This is a genomic window from Desulfitobacterium sp. PCE1 (genome assembly GCF_000384015.1).
GTDB classification, from domain to species: Bacteria; Bacillota; Desulfitobacteriia; order Desulfitobacteriales; family Desulfitobacteriaceae; genus Desulfitobacterium; species Desulfitobacterium dehalogenans.
Map to the genome: position 1 here is coordinate 2,906,899 of NZ_KB913023.1, position 18,140 is coordinate 2,925,038.

General features: G+C 44.2%; 17 protein-coding genes. 3 read left to right on the top strand and 14 right to left on the bottom strand.

What is annotated here, in order from left to right; translation table 11 throughout:
- Positions 1-27 precede the first annotated feature (27 nt).
- The 8 genes from feoB to DESPCE1_RS0114510 all read right to left on the bottom strand — a co-directional run bounded on the left by feoB (position 28) and on the right by DESPCE1_RS0114510 (position 8,275).
- Positions 28-2,175 (bottom strand): ferrous iron transport protein B, encoded by a 2,148-nt coding sequence (gene feoB / locus DESPCE1_RS0114475; RefSeq protein WP_014794678.1) that lies wholly within the window; start codon positions 2,173-2,175, stop codon positions 28-30.
- A gap of 60 nt (positions 2,176-2,235) precedes the next feature.
- Positions 2,236-2,460, bottom strand: coding sequence for a ferrous iron transport protein A (locus tag DESPCE1_RS0114480; protein WP_014794679.1), 225 nt, complete (start codon positions 2,458-2,460; stop codon positions 2,236-2,238).
- A 72-nt stretch (positions 2,461-2,532) separates the two neighbouring features.
- Entirely contained in the window at positions 2,533-2,823 is a 291-nt protein-coding gene (locus DESPCE1_RS0114485) for a FeoA family protein (RefSeq protein ID WP_014794680.1), read from the bottom strand.
- 243 nt (positions 2,824-3,066) lie between these two features.
- Entirely contained in the window at positions 3,067-3,663 is a 597-nt protein-coding gene (gene spoIIM, locus DESPCE1_RS0114490; protein ID WP_014794681.1) for a stage II sporulation protein M, read from the bottom strand.
- A gap of 89 nt (positions 3,664-3,752) precedes the next feature.
- Complete coding sequence (locus DESPCE1_RS0114495) at positions 3,753-4,916, bottom strand: endonuclease Q family protein (protein WP_014794682.1); 1,164 nt, start codon at positions 4,914-4,916, stop codon at positions 3,753-3,755.
- On the bottom strand, positions 4,913-5,485 hold the full coding sequence (locus DESPCE1_RS0114500) for an NUDIX domain-containing protein (protein ID WP_014794683.1): 573 nt from the start codon (positions 5,483-5,485) through the stop codon (positions 4,913-4,915). The genes DESPCE1_RS0114495 and DESPCE1_RS0114500 overlap by 4 nt, the downstream gene beginning before the upstream one ends.
- A 223-nt stretch (positions 5,486-5,708) precedes the next feature.
- On the bottom strand, positions 5,709-7,775 hold the full coding sequence (locus tag DESPCE1_RS0114505) for a beta-propeller domain-containing protein (protein ID WP_019850892.1): 2,067 nt from the start codon (positions 7,773-7,775) through the stop codon (positions 5,709-5,711).
- A gap of 134 nt (positions 7,776-7,909) precedes the next feature.
- Complete coding sequence (locus tag DESPCE1_RS0114510) at positions 7,910-8,275, bottom strand: helix-turn-helix domain-containing protein (protein WP_014794685.1); 366 nt, start codon at positions 8,273-8,275, stop codon at positions 7,910-7,912.
- Positions 8,276-8,559: 284 nt separating this feature from the next.
- On the opposite strand from DESPCE1_RS0114510, the gene DESPCE1_RS0114515 reads away from it, so the two are divergent.
- The 3 genes from DESPCE1_RS0114515 to DESPCE1_RS23375 all read left to right on the top strand — a co-directional run bounded on the left by DESPCE1_RS0114515 (position 8,560) and on the right by DESPCE1_RS23375 (position 11,525).
- Positions 8,560-9,420: a GGDEF domain-containing protein gene (locus DESPCE1_RS0114515; RefSeq protein ID WP_014794686.1), complete on the top strand. Its 861-nt coding sequence runs from the start codon at positions 8,560-8,562 to the stop codon at positions 9,418-9,420.
- Between the two features lie 168 nt (positions 9,421-9,588).
- The gene (locus DESPCE1_RS0114520; protein ID WP_019850893.1) at positions 9,589-10,860 is read left to right on the top strand and encodes a sigma-70 family RNA polymerase sigma factor; all 1,272 of its coding nucleotides are present in this window, start codon (positions 9,589-9,591) and stop codon (positions 10,858-10,860) included.
- Between the two features lie 512 nt (positions 10,861-11,372).
- The gene (locus tag DESPCE1_RS23375) at positions 11,373-11,525 is read left to right on the top strand and encodes a hypothetical protein (protein WP_014794689.1); all 153 of its coding nucleotides are present in this window, start codon (positions 11,373-11,375) and stop codon (positions 11,523-11,525) included.
- Positions 11,526-11,782: 257 nt separating this feature from the next.
- On the opposite strand, the gene DESPCE1_RS0114535 is transcribed toward DESPCE1_RS23375, so the two are convergent.
- The 6 genes from DESPCE1_RS0114535 to recN all read right to left on the bottom strand — a co-directional run bounded on the left by DESPCE1_RS0114535 (position 11,783) and on the right by recN (position 18,118).
- Positions 11,783-12,271, bottom strand: coding sequence for a hypothetical protein (locus tag DESPCE1_RS0114535; RefSeq protein ID WP_019850894.1), 489 nt, complete (start codon positions 12,269-12,271; stop codon positions 11,783-11,785).
- A gap of 158 nt (positions 12,272-12,429) precedes the next feature.
- Positions 12,430-13,305 carry a methionyl aminopeptidase gene (locus DESPCE1_RS0114540; protein ID WP_019850895.1) on the bottom strand — a complete coding sequence of 292 codons (876 nt, stop codon included), beginning with the start codon at positions 13,303-13,305 and terminating at the stop codon, positions 12,430-12,432.
- Positions 13,306-13,344: 39 nt separating this feature from the next.
- Positions 13,345-13,689, bottom strand: coding sequence for an AraC family transcriptional regulator (locus tag DESPCE1_RS0114545; protein WP_014794694.1), 345 nt, complete (start codon positions 13,687-13,689; stop codon positions 13,345-13,347).
- Between the two features lie 141 nt (positions 13,690-13,830).
- Entirely contained in the window at positions 13,831-14,655 is an 825-nt protein-coding gene (spo0A, locus tag DESPCE1_RS0114550) for a sporulation transcription factor Spo0A (protein WP_014794695.1), read from the bottom strand.
- A gap of 329 nt (positions 14,656-14,984) precedes the next feature.
- Positions 14,985-16,244, bottom strand: coding sequence for a SpoIVB peptidase (gene spoIVB / locus DESPCE1_RS0114555; protein ID WP_014794696.1), 1,260 nt, complete (start codon positions 16,242-16,244; stop codon positions 14,985-14,987).
- A gap of 209 nt (positions 16,245-16,453) precedes the next feature.
- Positions 16,454-18,118, bottom strand: coding sequence for a DNA repair protein RecN (gene recN, locus DESPCE1_RS0114560; RefSeq protein ID WP_014794697.1), 1,665 nt, complete (start codon positions 18,116-18,118; stop codon positions 16,454-16,456).
- Positions 18,119-18,140 lie beyond the last annotated feature (22 nt).

The following is an 18,140-nucleotide window of genomic DNA, read 5'->3' on the forward strand; positions in this document are numbered from 1 at the left end:
CTAGGAATCAAATCTTACTTATAGATGTCACCCTTTTATCGGAACCCCGCTGACTCTTGGGGTAGACCGATTGGGTCTAAAGAGGAAATACAATAGCCCCGCCAGGACAAGGACTGCAATTGCTGTAGCCGCCGTAAACCCTGCGCCGCTGAACAAGGAACCGAATTGGAATACCATGAAGGCAATGGCATAGGCAAAAACCATTTGGTATCCGATGGCAAACCAAGTCCATTTCATATCATTCATTTCCCCTTTGATGGCTCCGATAGCTGCAAAACAAGGAGCGCACAAGAGGTTAAAGATCAAGAAGGAGTAAGCGGAAAGAGCTGTGAAGTGAGCAGCTATTGCACCCAGGCTGCCAAAAGCTCCTTCTTCAACCAATCCCAGCGCATCCCCCGACACTCCGTAGAGAACCCCGAACACGCCAACAACCTCTTCTTTAGCAACCAGTCCCATGATAGTAGCTACCGTACTTTGCCAAGTACCGAAACCAAGGGGTGCAAAAATTGGTGCCACAACTCCGCCGATGGCAGCCAGGATACTGGCATCCATGTCTTCAACCATCTGGAAGGCTCCATCGACCATACCGAAGGAGGACAGGAACCAAATGAAGATGCTGGCTAACAGGATGATGGTTCCGGCTTTCTTAATAAAGGAGTAGCCCCGTTCCCAGGTACTGCGCAGAACACTTCCCGCAGTGGGCATATGGTAAGCCGGCAGCTCCATGACGAAGGGAGAAGGGTCTCCGGCAAAACGACTGGTTTTTTTGAGAATAATACCGGAAATAATGATAGCCGCAACCCCGATAAAATAAGCGCTGGGAGCCACCCACCATACACCGCCGAATACTGCCCCGGCAATCAACGCCACAATCGGCATCTTTGCACCGCAGGGCATAAAGGTGGTGGTCATAATGGTCATTCTCCGGTCGCGATCACTTTCAATGGTCCGTGTGGCCATAACCCCAGGCACCCCGCACCCGGTACCAACCAGCATGGGGATGAAGGATTTTCCGGAAAGACCGAAGCGGCGGAATATCCGGTCCATAATGAAGGCAATCCGTGCCATATAGCCGCATTCTTCGAGAATGGCCAGGAGGAAGAAGAGAACGAGCATCTGGGGAACAAAGCCAAGTACCGCACCGACTCCGCCGACGATCCCATCCACTACAAGTCCGTTCAACCAACCGGCTGTACCGATTCCTTCCATCCAAGCTGCCAGGGGCCCGCTGATCCATTCCCCAAAGAGGGTATCGTTGGTGAATCCGGTAAGAAGATCACCGATTGTCGTAATGGCGATATAGTAGACCATCGTCATGATGACCGCAAAAATAGGAAGGGCCAGCCAGCGATTGGTTACCACTTTATCGATCTTATCCGAGGTAGTGATTTTAGAGGAGCTCTTTTTAATGTAGCTTCCTTTTATAATTGAAGAAATATAATTATACCGGGCATTGGTGATAATGGATTCACTATCATCATCCAGAGCATCTTCTACAGCGGCAATGACCTCTTCCACATCCACAGCGGTCATTTGTTCAAGGATTTTTGCATCCCGTTCGAAGAGTTTTACCGCATACCAGCGCTTCTGTTCCTCAGGAATACCTCCAGGGAGTTTGCTGCCAATATCCTTGAGGGCTTCTTCGATTTCCGATTGAAAAACGAGCCGGGAAGGATTTATTCGATGGTTTTGTGCTGTCTTTACCGCTTTATCCGCTAATTCGGAGATTCCCATCTTTTTGATGGCCGAGATCTCGAAAATTTCACAGCCCAGAGCTTTGGAGAGCTTTTCTGTATTAATCTTATCCCCATTCTTATTGACGATGTCCATCATATTAATGGCAACAATCACGGGAATTCCAATTTCAATGAGTTGAGTTGTAAGATATAAATTCCGCTCCAAATTCGAGCCATCAATAATATTAATAATAGTGTCCGGTTTTTCACCGATTAAATAATTCCGGGAGACGACCTCTTCCAGGGTGTAGGGTGAAAGGGAATAAATTCCCGGCAGGTCAACGATGGTTACATCCTTATGTCCCTTAAGCTTGCCTTCTTTTTTCTCTACAGTTACTCCCGGCCAGTTTCCTACGGTTTGATTAGAACCCGTAAGGACATTAAACAGGGTGGTCTTTCCACTGTTAGGGTTACCTGCCAGTGCAATTTTCAATGGCATCATTGTTCCTCCTTCTCGCAGTTAGCCCAGGCTAACTGCGGGCCAAAAAAAATAGGTATCCTAGTATTCAACTTCGATATTCGCAGCATCATCTTTTCGAATGGAAAGCTCATACCCACGAACATTCAGCTCGATGGGGTCTCCCAAAGGTGCTACTTTGCGCACACATACCTCCGTGCCTTTTGTCAGCCCCATGTCCATAATACGGCGTTTAATAGCTCCTTGACCGTGGAGCTTTACCACCTTTACCGTTTGACCTACCTTCACATCCTTCAGGGTAGACATTCCTGTTCCTCCTTCATCGTCCTTGACGAATCTTCATTGCAGAGCTAAAAAAGAACTTCTTTATGCTCACATTTATGCTTTAACCGTAAGAATCCGTGTTGCCATGGCTTTATTTACTGCAACCCGGGCATCCTTAACGGAAACAATGACATTACCGGCAAGCTCCGTGACCACAGCGATAACCGCTCCTTCCACAAAGCCCAAGTTTTCCAAAAAGCGTTTGGTATTGTCTCTTCCTTTAATGGAAACGACTTTGACATCCTCACCGGGGGTTACCATAGCTAATGGCATTAAGCCAGCAGCCGGTACCAAAGCGGCTCCATTTAAATTTCCAATCGGGAGACCGAGAGTTTGTGTTGTCATTATGATCACTCCTTAATTCACAAAAAATATAGTAAGGCAGTGCTAACTAGGCATAGTTTACCACTGCTAACTCCATTAATCAATATGTTTTTACGTTTATTTCCCGACAAATTTTATAAGAATTGCTTATGATACATTGCCGATTTAGGTAGGGCCATAACAGAAAAAATGCCTGGAGGGCAGTCCGTTGTCCCGGCTCCTACCCTTCAGGCATATCAATCGCTTGGAAAATCATTCTTTTTCTCAGAGGTTAAAGAAACGCGCCCCCAAAATGGAGAAATATCCCTGGGAAACACCGATAAAGACAGCTCCCAGAGAGACCAGGATGGTCGCCACGGAATAATACATAAACTCCCGCCGTAAGGATTCTCCGACTTGTTTACCTTTTAAGAGCATTACCGAGAAGATGGTAGCCAAACCCGCCCCCAAAAGAAGGAAGGGAATACCCGCCAAGGCCGGAATCAGTATGGAAATCAAAACAAGTCCAAACCCCCAGAGTCCTTTCATGCCAATAATGAAGCTTAAGGTGAAGCCGAATACAAATCCTCTTGTAAATATGATGAGAAAGATTAAGGGCGTTCCAATGACGGTTAAGCCGAGAAGCCAAATACCGGCCATAATGATGAATTGCTCCCTGGCCAGCTGAAGAAGGAAATCAGTGTCAAGGGTGGTCGGCTGACCGGCAAGAAGCTTGTCCAGAAAACTGCTGAGTTCCTGGATTTCCCCACTATTTAAGGCACCCACGCCCACTGCTCCAAAGATGACTCCCGCCAGATAAACACTGACCAGAGCCAGATAAATCACCCAATATTGTCGGATATGCTCTCCAAGCTTACGCATACCTCCAGCCTCCCGTCTATAGCCGCACAATGGCTCGCAACACACAAAATTATGTGTCGACATCCTCTATAGACATCCTATTCGGAAAACTAGGAAAGTATGTCCACTACCTTGCCAAATACTCCTCCCCCACCTGCTTGTAAATGCAGCTTTCCCTGGCGGGAAAGGTATATCCAGCGCGCGGCCTTTTCTCCTGCTATCTTCACCAAATCTTCCATAGGGACGTGATGAAGCACATTCATTTCAGTACCAAAACTCTGGAGTAAGCGTTGGACCATTTTCGGTCCGATTCCCGGCAAGTCCTTAAGAGGCAGCTGGTAAATATAGCGCGGATCCGGTTCAGCAGGAATTTCGGCATCCGCAATACTGACCAATCTATCCAGCACACCCATGACCACATGTCCACCACCGCAAGTCGAACATCCCAGTAAGGGCGGCTCCCCTTCAACGACCTTTTCGCAGACTAAACAATAGGTTCTGTGGTATTTGCCAAATACAGGGGGCAGTCCATAGTTAACTAAAACTTCGCCTTTAATCCTATGGACCAGCTCTTGCAGCCCTTGAAAGGAGCCCTCAGATAGATTCAGCAGATTATACTCCCGAGCGATCTTGGGCAGAGAATGGGCATCTGAATTGCTGAAGAGCACGACCTTACCCAATTCGCTGATGGAGCGCGCCATTTGCCGGTCCGCGCTCAGACCAATCTCTAAGGCCAGGGGCATTCCCGGCAAAACATCAAGGAGGCTCTCACAGCAATTGCCATAAATCCCTTTGTGGGGTGTAAAAGCATGAGCAGGCAGCCAGATGCCCTCACCAACCGCTACGGCTTCAAGCCATTGCTCCACACTCAGATGAGCTTTTTGAGAGCTAAGCTGCCAATTCTTTACATAGGGTTGTAGTTTACGGATATATTTTTCCAGGTGGTCTAAGGTAGGGAAATAAGCAAGAAAATGAGCGGAACCCGTCCCCAGAGAGAGTTCGATTTCCGTACCCGGAATAATTATCAATCCTTGGGCCGTATATCCTCCTCCCTCGAGAGGCCGGAGTAAACCCTCTTGAAGCAAAGTAAGAAAATCCTTCCGCACTCCTTGGGATTGGGAATCGATTATCCCGATCATGGATAGACCTTTGATATCACGGGCAACCTGGATGACGCCGGGTAGATTCATGGACTTAGCCGCAGTAATCTTGACTGGTTTTCCATCTAAGCTTTGGCCGATGTGAATATGGAGATCGGTATAGTAACGTGTCACTGTTCTTTACCTAATAACAATAATATGGCCAGCATGGTTTTGGCATCATTAAGTTTACCGGATAAAGCCTGTTCTTTGGCTTGGGCCCAAGGCATACTCACCACATTCAAAAATTCATCCTCATCAGCTTGCAGAGGATCCCAAACTAATTCCGTTGCCTTATAGAGATGAATGATCTCATCGGTAAAGCCCGGGGTCGTATAAATACTGACCAAATGCTCCAAGGTGCCGCGATAACCCGTCTCTTCTCTCAATTCCCGCTCGGCACAGACCAGCGGCTCTTCCCCTGGGTCCAGCTTACCCGCCGGCATCTCTAAGGTAGCCTGCTGAATAGGATAACGATATTGACGGACCAAAAGCAGCTCATCCCCTTTAAAGGGTAAGATTCCCACTGCCCCCGGGTGTCTCACCACTTCACGGGTGGTTTCCGCACCATTGGGCAAACGAACCCTGTCCCGGTCCATTCTCAGCATCCGCCCGGCAAAGACGATTTCTTTTTCCAGGCATTTCTCTTCCAATTTGTCAATCACCGCTCTGCCGCCTTTTTCTGGTTCAGGTTTATTATTCATCAATATTCACTCCCAGGTACCATTTTACTCCTAATCTTATTCTAACTCAAATAGTTAAGCTTTTCATCATTCTCCCTCAGAAGGTGTTCCTTTTGGCACTTTGGGGGTGCAGTTTTCAAAAGGCGGCTTTAATGTTTAATCTCCCATCCGTCGATCAAATGGTGCACCGGTGCACCATTTGATCGATACTAAAGACTCGCGGAACTGCCGAGGAAGGAAGAGATCAGTTGAGAATCTCTATCCCTCCCTGCTCCTCCAGGGTGTTTAAATCATGGGCTTTCAGATAGCCGTTGGATAGGGTGTAAAGTGTATCTCCGATATAGAGGATGCGGGAAATGTTCCGGTTATAGTCATAGCGCCCGGTATGCTGGAGGTTCGCCACCGCTCCCGGGGGGTGGTGAGTTATCATTCCTTTAAGGGTAAAGCCGTCCAATGCGGAAAGATTATAGACAAAGGCTCCCTGGAAAACCGGCTGCCCGTGAGCTTGGCGCGGATCTTTCTGAGCCAGGTAATCGTCTTTGTTTACGATGGCCGGGTCCACATCGCAAACCGTCACCGGAAAAGCCAGGATACCTTTCTCTTTATCAAAAAGAAGGGCTTTATGGTTCGAGAATAGTTCTGACTCTGTCCCTCTGTCCCCAATTTCGACTTTGAATTTTTCTTTGGGGTTGTTCACATCGCTGACATCAAAGAGAGCCACCTTCATGCCAAGATAATAGGCATTTTTCACTGTACCTTCTCCCGACCAGTGAGGTTCTTCCACCTCTACAGCTTCTTTCCCAAAACCGATAATATGATTCTCATCATAAGGATGGAGGTAATTGCTGTAGCCCGGAATCTTAAGTTCACCGAGAATAGCAGGATGATTCGGGTCTTTTAAGTCCAGGACGAACAGCGGGTCTACTGTTTTAAAGGTGACCATATAGCCCCTGTCCCCCATGAAACGGACTGAGTAAATCCTCTCTCCAGGAGCGATGCTTTCTATTTTTCCCGCCTGATTCATGTTTTGGTCCAAAATATAAAGGTTATTGGTCAGTTCCGCCTCCCCTGTCCGAATAGAAAACTTCTGAAGGGTGGTGGCAATCCGGAAATAACCGTTGTGCTCATCCATGCTGAACTGGTTCAAAATATTACCGGGTACGCTGCTCATCCCCAGATACTTCGTCTCACTATTTTGCAGGTTGAATTTATAAACACGGGTATTTACTTCCGCCGGCATAACCGCAATCATCCTGGACAGAGCAGGGGTATCACTTACTGCCGTATCTGCTGGCTCCGGAAGAGGCCGGTCTTGATCGTACTTATATTCAGGTACGGCCACATAAAGATTTTCCAAGGAGCTGTAGATACTCTCGCCTGCTCCCAGATAGGTTTTCAACTCCATCTTCTTTGCACTCAGATTCTCAAGATCAATTCCGGCAATCAGCAGGTAATTCGGTTGCGGGGACCCCGGAAAATAGCAGATCTCTTCATAACCGATCCGCTTCATTTCCCCGCCTTCCAGGCTGTCTCTGTATCCGGGTGTCGTCAGTGCTTCCGGCTGTTCCTGCAGCCGGTAGAGGGGAATGTATTTATTATTGACCAGATAGAGAATAGGGCCGATTTTTCTTGAGGAAAGATAGTTGCCATCCAGCTCTATTTCTCTGACCTGTTTCAGATTGCTGCGGTCGGCCAGATCATAGACCAGGACCTTGACACTGTTCTGAAAAGAAGAAACCGGTGACGGATAGATTTCTCTCCCATGGTAATAGCTTTGGTTAAGAATAACAGTAAGATACTGTTCATCCACATACATCTCCAGCGGGTAGACTTCCCCGTCATACTGTAGAGCTGAAACGACTTCCATCTCCTCCACAGGATAGGCTTTGGCTACGATCAGTTGATTATCGGTGATCTTATAGATGTACTCTCCATCTGTTTTTACGGTATCGGCCTCATCCACGCCCCAAACCTGGACATTGGTTCCGGAATAATTCTGCTTACTATTTTGATCGGCAGACCCGGCCCTCCCACCGTCATCACCGTTTAAAACACTCTCAGCTGCTACCGTATCGCGACCGCTGTACATCTTTATAGTCCGAGTGTTGGATTCAGCTTCTGCCATCAGTTTTTTGAAATTATCGAAAGATCCTACAAGGGGCAGCGGTTCCACCTGTATTTCTTGCTGAATTTCCTTCTCTGCTTTTCTATCGTCGCTTGCCGCTATTGTCGTCTCCAGGTAAGTATTCCAACCCAAAACAGTGATTAAACAAACCATCGCCAGAGCCAGCCCAATCTTTTGACCTTTCACCTGTTATCCCCCCAAATACACAATTACTATCCGCCGCTTCGTTCTCACTTTATTCTATAGACGTAAAAACCGAAGAAAAACTGGTTCCTTCGGTTTTAATTCGAAAGCCTAGGATAAGTACTATGATGACACCGCTATTCTCTGGTTTTATGAATTTTCTCTTTTAGTTTTTGAAGTCCGATATACTCAACTACTGCACAACGTCCGATATTATTTAAGGAGAGTATTTCTGTCAAAAGACGCCCGGTTGTGTAAGTTCCCACGAGAGATTGATTCAGTGCTTCAATTCCTTGTTGGCATTCCGTTCTGCCCAAAAGATAATCTGTTGAAACATTGTAAAAATCCGCCAGTTTAATAATCGCCCGGGTTTGAAGATCACATTCTCCCTGCTCACATCGGGAATAATGCTGTTGTGTCGTTCCAATAATTTCTGCAATATCGCGTTGCCTCAAATCTTTATCTTCCCGAAGCCCACGGATTATTTCATATGATTTTTTCATGACTCGCCCCTTCTACATTTTATCGGTGTATGAAATAATACCATACACATTACTGATGTATTGACATAAATCCATTATTGATGTACAATACTTAATGATACATTTATAATGTGTAAATAAGGGGATTTTATTCATGGTGACTCACCTTGTGAATCAAAATTTATATTCATATAATGTGTATGGAAAGACAAAAAAAAATAGTCTGCGGATAACATCGACCGATTCCCAAAATGACGCGCATAGGCGCGTCATTTCCTTATACTCCTGAAAGAAAGGTGAATAAAATGGTCTTTAATACTTTAGCGGAAGCCTTAACTAGTATTCAAGCATTGGAGTCGGCAAATACCTCAATTAACATTATAGACATTGACCATAACATCATTTATGAGAGCGCAAGGAAAGATCATAAGCAAAATCTCCGTCCGGATGATCATAATAAAATTGACAATGGATTTTACCGTTCCAGAAACGCTGCATTTGGAATTCTCTTCATTGATAATTGGGTTACTGCCGTAACAACAATACCCATCCTGATTGCTGATAAACCTTATTCACTGGAGTTCAGACAGTTTATCCGGAAAAATATCCATTACAGTCCAGAATCTCGAAATTTCGAAGATTTATCTATCCATCAAATAAAGGAAATGGCTATCACAGACTCCCTCACAAAGCTTTATAATCGAAGATATATTGATGAACGGCTACCCATCGATATGCAAAGTTCTTTCGAATTGGATCAGCCTTTAAGCGTTCTCTTTATAGATATTGATTACTTTAAAAGAATCAATGACCAAAATGGACATATGGCAGGTGACCAAGTTCTTCAGAAGCTGGCTCTCCTGCTGCAAAAGCAGCTGCGCAGGGGTAGTGGATGGGTTGCCCGGTACGGGGGGGACGAGATACTCATTTGCCTGCCTGGCAGCGGAAAAAAAATCGCCAAGAGCGTCGCCAATCGGCTCAGAGAAGCGATTGAAAATTGTACTTTTCACTATAAAGGAAAAGAACTCATTGTCACCTGCAGTATAGGCATCCAGACAATCTTTAAAGATTCTGGCGTAGCAAACGTATCTGAATTGATAGCTATGGCAGATAAGAATCTATATCGGGCGAAGAATGAAGGACGCAACAGAGTGTGCTCATTATGATACCTCCGCAGACAAAAACCGCTTCTTTTGAATAAAAGCCAATTGTTTAGCAGCTCATTGTTGTAATTTCATATCTTATTGGATAAGATATATTAGTACATTACAAATATAAGTAAGCATTCTCATCTAGACTTTTTTCATTTTGTCTATTAAAAGGGGTGAGGGATAATGTCTAAGGATTTAGCTGAGTCGACGAAGGAGCCATTAAAATTTGATGATATTTTCATGCAGTATTATCCCTGTATCTATAAGTTTATTCGGTGGATGACCCAAGACGAAGATTGTGCCCAGGATTTAGCACAGGAAACTTTTTTACGGGCTTTTGTTAATATAGGTACAAGACCGAATCATAATATTTCTGCCTGGCTGCATACCATAGCCAGGAATCTTTGCAATGATTATTGGCGAAAAAACAAAAGAATTAGCAACAGTGAACTGTTGCTTAAGGATGCTCTAGAGTGTAAAGATATAGCTTTGAAGCCCCTGGCAGCAATTGAAAATGAGGAGACAGCCGAACAAATTTATAAGGTTTTAAATCTATTAAAAAGTGAGCAGCGAAGAGCACTGATCCTTCGTGAAATTGAGGGATTGTCCTATGACGATGCTGCTGAAATTATGGGGATAAGTGTGTCAGCCTATACTTCATTGTTAAGTCGGGCAAGAAATAGGTTCATTAAACTAATCATGGCTCCTTGCACAAAAATGGAAAAGGGTCTTTTTACCCCTAAGGAGTACACTGTCTTATACCGTTGGTTCGGCATTGATGCTTGGCCGGAGAACCCGGAACAGGAGATCGTTCATAAGGCTAAGAATTACTTTGATAACTCTGCCGACTCTTTTGATAAATTTAGAAATTCTCTTTACCCCTGTCATCTGGATCAAATTATCTTAAGCAGAGTTTTAAATGAGGATCCCCATATGATTGGTGATTTCGGTTCAGGAACCGGACAATTTACATTGAAAGCTTCCTCCTCAACAAATCTCAAAAAGGCTTATGCCTTTGACATTTCTCCGAATATGATTAACTTTTCCAAACAGCGCTTTAAGCGCAAAGGTCTTCACCATATCCATTGTTTACCTGCGGATTTAAATTCTATCCCTTTAGAAGATGAGACTTTAGATATTGGGTATTGCCTGGTAGTTCTTCACCATCTTTATGATCCCGGTAAAGCGATTAAAGAAATGACCAGGACCCTTAAGCCTGGTGGTCAGCTGATCATTGGCGATTTTGGCTCTCACAATTATAACCTTTTTGTTAAAAACAACAGAGATCTATGGTCCGGCTTTAATCCGGATCAGATGGCGAAATGGTTAAATGAAGCCGGCTTGGAAAGCGTAGATATCAAGGAAGAAAAGGACTGTGTTTTTAGCTCTACAACACAAGAAGGGGAACTTGTTAAAATTCCCCTCCTTGTAAGCAGCGGTATTAAAAAAATCTAATTACCGCCTCTTCACAATTTTTACCGTTTAAAAGCATAGAAAATAATTAATAGCAATAACCAACAACCAAGAAAGTGTTTACTTCAAAGTTGTTGGTTATTGCTTTTAGTGGATAGATTTAATCGGCTTTATAATCAAGAGTTTTCGCAGGAATAGTTAGCCTTTAATTCTTCCATATCCCCGGCTACAGGGCATTGATGTCTGTAAAAAGGTCATGCCCTGCCATGAGACGGCATTTTGGCTAAGAACCAATGGCGCGTTAACTATCGTTATCGGGCTGGTTTCTTTCTTTTAAAAAAGAATAAAAAATCAATTTCCATATTGTGGCAATTCATAAGAGATTTCATAAGCTATAGTATCTTCACACAAAGGAGGAACTCAAAATGGCATTTGGCACTGGTTGCGCAGGCGGCACTAATTTCGGTGCAGGGATTGCAATTATTGTGGTTATCATTCTGTTGTTAATTGCATTAGGAATCGTATTCTAAAATAAATTCTTAGGAGGTAAAACTATGTACGGAATGGGTTCTTTTGGAATGGGCGGGGGATGTTGCCCTCAACCTATCACCCCAGTTTGCTGCGGCGGCGGATTCGGCTCAGGGATCGGTGTAGGAATTATAGCTATTGCTATCTTGATTCTTATTGCTTTAGGCGTGATTTTCTAAAAATATTGGAGGGAGCATGGCATAGTGGGCGATGCTCCCTTTTCACTTTAGCTACGTCACCCATGCTAGGCAAATCAAAAAATGCGCGGCTACAGCCGCGCATTCGTATTTGAGACAAACATAGACGTTTTCAATGAAATCATGGCGGGTGCTAGATATCTCGCCGGGGATTGTAAGACAAAATAAAGCAGCCCAGGGTTGGTTAAGGCCCTTGGGCTGCATTTCTGTATGGAAATTCATAATCTACGCTCTGTTTGTTATTCCGGCCTTAGACGACGCTGATAATAAATAAAGACAGGAAGAGGAATCACGATCCAGCCAAAGCTCTTAATCAGGCTGTTTAAAGCCCGCTCTTTAGATCTGTTTTTCTCATCATTCACCATGGTCTGATAATCTGCTTTCAGCTGTTCTTCAGTTTTTACCACAGCAGGGGGCGTGGTTTCCATTCCTTTATCGTAGCTCTGGCTCCGTTTATATTCTTCGAAAGACATATAGTAACTCTGAGGAGCCAATAAATCCGCCACAGCCATGAAGGCCGCCACACTTCCCCCGATGGTCATCATCAAGGTAGCGAACAATATCAAATAGGTGTATACAGTCTTAATCATTCCTTTTCCCCTTTCCTTTTGCTCAGTTGGTTCTTCATTCCGATTATGTGAGCGCACTGATAACGCAATTCCTGCGATGACCAAGACAACGACTATTATGGCTATTCCTAAAACCATGATTAACGAAAAGCCCACCAAGATTTCCCCCTCCCTTTTTATCATAGTATCATGTATTCTGTTTAATAGTATAGACGGTAAAGAGAAATTCTTTCTTCTGCGCCCGACTAAAATATATTGTATTAAAGTGCCAAAAAACGGCAGCTTTAATCTCAAAGCCACCGTCAAAATATGCCACTTTAATAGGTCAACACTTCGCATCCTGTATCTGTAACCAGAACCGTCTTTTCCCATTGGGCAGAGGGCTTGCCATCAGCTGTATAAACTGTCCAGCCATCTTTTTGGTCGAGAACTATGTTTGCCTTGCCCATATTGATCATCGGTTCTACAGTGAACACCAGTCCAGGCACAAGCAGCATTCCTGTACCTCGTTTAGATACATAGCTCACCCATGGATCTTCCTGGAACTTCTCGCCAATGCCATGTCCCCCTATCTCTTTAACTACAGAGTAACCGTTCTTTTTCGCATGGTCATTCACCGCTTGCCCCACATCCCCAAGAAATCCCCAGGGTTTAACTTGTCGTATTCCCAGCTCCGTACATTCTTTGGCCACCTCGACAAGTTTTCTCTTTTCATCAGAGACTCCGCCAATACAAAACATGCGTGAGGAATCTGAATAATAGCCCCTGTATAGAGTGGAAATATCAATATTGACTATATCCCCGTTTTGCAGCCTTACCCGGCTTGACGGGATACCATGGCATACCACCTCATTGATAGAAATACAAACACTTTTTTGAAATCCCTTGTAGTTCAGGGTTGCAGGTATCCCGCCCAGTTCTTTTGTTTTGTTGTATATGAGACGGTCAAGCTCTTCGGTGGTTACACCTTCAACGACAAAATCTTCTATATAGTCCAGCAGGACTATGTTGAGCTTACTGCTCTCGCGGATACCCTCAATCTGCTTTGGGTTTTTCAGTAAACTGCGTTCCGGTATCTCATAACCTTTTGCGGCATAACTTATTATTCTTTCATCCAGAATGGCATGACACTTTTTGTATTTTTGTCCGCTGCCACACCAACACGCTTCATTCCTGCTTAATTTATTCAACATAAAGACACCCCACCTTGAAAAAATAGAATCCTGCCCCGTTTAAAGCTCAGGAAAAGATGTGCCTGGCGGAGATTTCCGGAATTGACTCGGGGAGCATTTAAACACGGCGGCAAAAGCCCTCGTCAAGGATTCCGACGAGGAATAACCATAACGGAAGGCAATTTCCGTTATCTTATCTTTGGTATTGAGCAGATCGTGTGCAGCGGCCTTCAATCTGCACTGGGCAAGAAATTGTTTATATGTCATGCCGATATGTTCGTGGAACTTCGCCGAGCAATAGTAAGGTGAATATCCCACATAGGACGACATTTCTGTCAAGGTTGGATTCTTGGCGATATTATCCTCGACCCATTTTGCCATGGCTTCTATGGTTTGCACTGACATTTGCCTCACTCCCATTCTATTTTACTAAAACTATCAATCAAATGCCTGATATAAGTTGTAAACTTTTTACTTCATACTATTTTAACCATAAAAAAACCCTTTTCAATCAATAGGGACTATTGATTGAAAAGGGTGGTTTTTTTACAGCATTTTCGCCATTCTTAATTTATCCGCCACCATCGCGATGAATTCGGAATTGGTGGGTTTACCCCGGTCCACATTGATAGTATAACCGAAAAAGCGATTCATAAATTCGATATTGCCACGGTCCCAAGCCAGCTCAATTGCATGGCGGATAGCTCGTTCCACCCGGCTGGGAGTGGTATTGTATTTTTCAGCAATCATTGGATAAAGCTCTTTTGTCACAGCTCCCAGGAGAGATACATCCTGAACCACACAGACGATAGCATCTCTTAAGTATTGATAGCCCTTGACATGAGCAGGTACACCCATCTGATGGATCATACGGGTCACTTCCACTTCAAGATTGCGTGGATTCGTACCAACGGCTGAAGGGGAGGCCGAAGCAATAGGAGGTACCGGAGCCGCACCGTTTCCAGAGTTCTCATTATTGTTATATTTGGCCAAAGGAATGACGCCTTGGAGTTGGCGGATTCTTTTGCCCAGTATCTCTAAGTCAAAAGGCTTTAGAATAAAATAATCCGCACCCAGTTGAACAGCTCTTTGGGTCATACTTTCTTGGCCAAAAGCTGTAAGTATAACCACGCGGGGTTTCTTAATGTCTCCTTGAAGTTTTTCTAAAACTCCCAGACCATCCAGGTGGGGCATGATTATGTCCAAGACCACCAGATCGGGTTGTTCACGGTAGATTAGGTCCAATGCTTCATTACCATGGTAGGCAATTCCTACCAGCTGCATATCCTGTTGACGTATAATATACTCCTTTAAAACCTCTACAAACTCCCGATTATCATCGGCTAATAAAACTCTGATGGGCTTTTGCATAAAAAACGGCTCCCCCTTGCACGAAAACATGGTTAGTCTTTCGACAATTGTACATTTATTTCCTGCTATACACAGATAAATTTACAATCCTAGCTTAATTAGTTCTTAATTTTCTACTTTTTGTGAAAAAATTAAGCAACTTATTACAGTATACCATTTGAAATGAACTATTCAAGACTACTTCCCAAATTTTTCTAACATTCAGTCAAATGTTTTATTATTCGACAATAAATCTAATAAATCTAATAAATCTAATAAATCTCTCCAAATAGAAATACTTCCATTGAGAACACATCTCAATGGAAGCAAGGAAGGTGATTTAGATTTAATTATGCTACTTCTTTTTTATCAATTATTTCGGCATCCTTAAGCATATTTTGAATGAAAACACCATATCCACGGGAAGCATCATTGACAAAAACATGAGTGACCGCTCCAATGATTTTGCCATCTTGAACGATAGGACTTCCTGACATGCCCTGAATAATCCCGCCCGTCTTCTCGATAAGCTCCGGGTCGGTTACTTTAATAACCATATTTTTGCTATCCATACGATTGTTCATAATCCGCTCTATCTGTACATCATACTCTTCAATTCGTTCTCCTTCTAATACAGTGTAAATTTTTGCCGGCCCTTCTTTAATCTCAGATTCCCAGCCTACGGGAACAGGTTCTTTGAAGTAGGGATTATTGACTTCTCCTTTTAAAGAACCAAAAATTCCAGAGACAGTGTTCTTCTCGATATTGCCTGAGAATTTTGATTGGTTAACGAATGAGCCAATTTTTTCTCCGGGATGTCCTCGTTTCCCTTTCTCAATGGCATAGATTGTGGAAGCTACCACATTGCCGTTGAGGATCTCAATTCTTTGATTGGTATCCACATCATTGATGACATGACCTAAGGCTCCGTATTTGTGACTTGTAGGATCGTAGAAGGTTAAAGTTCCTACACCCGCCGCTTCATTTCTTACATAAAGACCTACCCGATGACGATTGGTTTCAGGGCAATAGACTGTTGACACCCGCTTTTGAGTGGTTTGACCATTGTGATTTAAAAGAATTTCTGAGAATCCTTGCTTTTCACCGGCACGATTGATGGCATTGGCTACATCCTGATCACTGTTCATTTCGCGGCCATCAATTTTTAGTATGATATCTCCCACTTCGATTCCTGCATCTTTGGCCGGATACACTAATTTCCCCTCTTGGTTCTGTACTGCTGCTTGACCGACCACCATGACACCTTTAGCCTGTAAGCTTACTCCAATGGATTGTCCACCTGGTAAAAGCATCAGCTGGGGCATGACTTGAATGGCACTGGATTTAAAGGGAATCAGTCCAAACAGTTTGTAAGTGACCTGAACAACTTCAGACTTTCCCGTATTCGCAGCCATGATCGCGTCCGTTTCGGCAGCTTTTACTTCTTCTGTAACGATCAGGTTGGACAAAACTCCCGTCAGTTGTGGAAGATTGCTCTGACTGGATTCTTGGAGCACCGGAAGCCTGGCTACCTGATGGAGTGTTGGATTAAGACTGAGAAAGGTACAGAGAAGAACACTGGCGAAGACCATGGCTCTCTTCGTTTTCACTCTCTTATCACCCTCCGTCTTTTTGTCTCCCCATGTTCTTCCTTTCTCCCTATGCAATTATTTTTTTCGGAATCTAATAATAAATTAACCATTGCGATTTCTTTTCATCCTGTCAATTCCGTTCTGAATTACCAAATAAAAAAATAGAAGGCCAAATTCACCTTCTATTCTATAAAATCTCCATAATAGTTCATTTCTATAAGAGATTATTAAATTTTTTTCCTAAGGTTGCGTGCATGCTCCAGAGCAATCGTTTCTTCATCTCCGCCCAGCATACGGGCCAATTCATGAATCCTCTCTTCTTCCGTTAACTGTTGAATGCGGGTTCGCGTTCTTTCATTGATAATTTCTTTTTGAATGCCAAAATGATGATCCCCAAAAGCGGCCACTTGAGCAGCATGGGTTATACAAAAAACCTGTTTTCCCTCGGCTATCTTGGCTAACTTTTCTCCTACCTTCTGAATGGTACGCCCACCGACACCGCTGTCCACTTCATCAAAGACAAAGGTTCCCACACTTTCAATTTTCGAGAGTAAGCTTTTCATGGCCAACATTAAGCGGGACATCTCTCCACCCGAGGCTACCTTGGCCAGAGGCTTAAGGGGTTCCCCCACATTGGCACTAAAATAAAATTCAGCCTGTTCGGATCCACCGACTTGAGGCTCACTCAAGGCTGTGAAATGAACCTCGAAACTGCTTTTCTCCAACCCCAAATCAGCACATTCTTCTTTCAAACCTTCTGCTAACCGTTGAGCTTGAAATCCCCGGAGCTGGGATAACACCTTGGCTTTTTGTTCATAGCCCTTGAGGCTTTTTTCCTTATCCCGGACCAAAGCCTCAAGCTCACCCTGGAGATGGGTTATGGTATGAAGCTCTTTCAACATCTCTTCTTTGGTTTGGAGAACCTCCTGCACCGTGTGTCCGTATTTTCGCAAACGCTGCAATTGGATTAAGCGTTCCTCGATTTGGTCTAAGCGACCAGGATCAAAGTCAAAGCCTTCCCGGTAAGACATGACTTGAGAGGCCAAATCTTCAATCATGTAATAAATGGACTCGATAGGCTCAAGCATAGTGCTGCAGTCCTCATCATACCGGAGGATTTCCTGCAATGCTTTCCTTATCCGTCCGATTTGATCAAAAGCGGAGGATTGCCCATTGCCCTCATATAAAAGGGCATACACTTCCGTAATATTTCCCATGATCTTTTCCGAATTGACCAAACGCTTCTTTTCCTGTAATAATGAGTCCTCTTCATCCGGTTGAGGATCGACCAAGGTGATCTCATCGATTTGATAGCGCAAAATATCTTCACGACGCTCTCTGTCCGCTTCGCTGCGCAGAAGTTGCTGCTCTCTTTGGAGAAGAGTGCGATAAGCTCTGGCCGCTTGATTTACCTGGTTAAGGAGCACCAGCTGCTTCTCTCCTCCGAAAGCATCCAGTAACCCGCGATGACTGTCCGGGTTAAACAGGGATTGGTGTTCCATTTGACCGTGGATATCCACCAAACCCTGGACTAAGGTTCGATAGAGGGTTAAGGGGACTGTTCTTCCTTGAACACGACAGATATTTCTGCCACTGCGATTAATTTCACGGGAAAGGATAAGTTGGCCGTCTTCAAGAAGATAACCGGCTTCTTCCAGACCTTCAATAACCTCCGGGGGACATTCTTCAAAAATTCCCTCCACCAAAGCTTTTTCCATACCATGGCGAATAAAATCCGTGCTGGCTCTACCCCCAAGCAATACCCCAAGAGCATCAATAAGCATGGATTTACCCGTACCCGTTTCTCCCGAAAAAATAGTCAATCCCCTGGAAAAGGATAATTGCACCGCTTCCATCAAGGCGAAATTCTCCACATGGATTTCTGTTAACATGTCCATCCATCTCCCCTTTGGC

Coding starts and splice junctions, on each gene's coding strand:
- DESPCE1_RS0114485 (WP_014794680.1), bottom strand. CDS start 2,823: ATGACAACACAAACTCTCGGTCTCCCGATTGGAAATTTAAATGGAGCC.
- DESPCE1_RS0114520 (WP_019850893.1), top strand. CDS start 9,589: ATGTCTAAGGATTTAGCTGAGTCGACGAAGGAGCCATTAAAATTTGAT.
- recN (WP_014794697.1), bottom strand. CDS start 18,118: ATGTTAACAGAAATCCATGTGGAGAATTTCGCCTTGATGGAAGCGGTG.
- DESPCE1_RS0114480 (WP_014794679.1), bottom strand. CDS start 2,460: ATGTCTACCCTGAAGGATGTGAAGGTAGGTCAAACGGTAAAGGTGGTA.
- spo0A (WP_014794695.1), bottom strand. CDS start 14,655: ATGCAAAAGCCCATCAGAGTTTTATTAGCCGATGATAATCGGGAGTTT.
- feoB (WP_014794678.1), bottom strand. CDS start 2,175: ATGCCATTGAAAATTGCACTGGCAGGTAACCCTAACAGTGGAAAGACC.
- DESPCE1_RS0114540 (WP_019850895.1), bottom strand. CDS start 13,305: ATGTTGAATAAATTAAGCAGGAATGAAGCGTGTTGGTGTGGCAGCGGA.
- spoIIM (WP_014794681.1), bottom strand. CDS start 3,663: ATGCGTAAGCTTGGAGAGCATATCCGACAATATTGGGTGATTTATCTG.
- DESPCE1_RS23375 (WP_014794689.1), top strand. CDS start 11,373: ATGTACGGAATGGGTTCTTTTGGAATGGGCGGGGGATGTTGCCCTCAA.
- DESPCE1_RS0114500 (WP_014794683.1), bottom strand. CDS start 5,485: ATGAATAATAAACCTGAACCAGAAAAAGGCGGCAGAGCGGTGATTGAC.
- DESPCE1_RS0114515 (WP_014794686.1), top strand. CDS start 8,560: ATGGTCTTTAATACTTTAGCGGAAGCCTTAACTAGTATTCAAGCATTG.
- DESPCE1_RS0114510 (WP_014794685.1), bottom strand. CDS start 8,275: ATGAAAAAATCATATGAAATAATCCGTGGGCTTCGGGAAGATAAAGAT.
- DESPCE1_RS0114545 (WP_014794694.1), bottom strand. CDS start 13,689: ATGTCAGTGCAAACCATAGAAGCCATGGCAAAATGGGTCGAGGATAAT.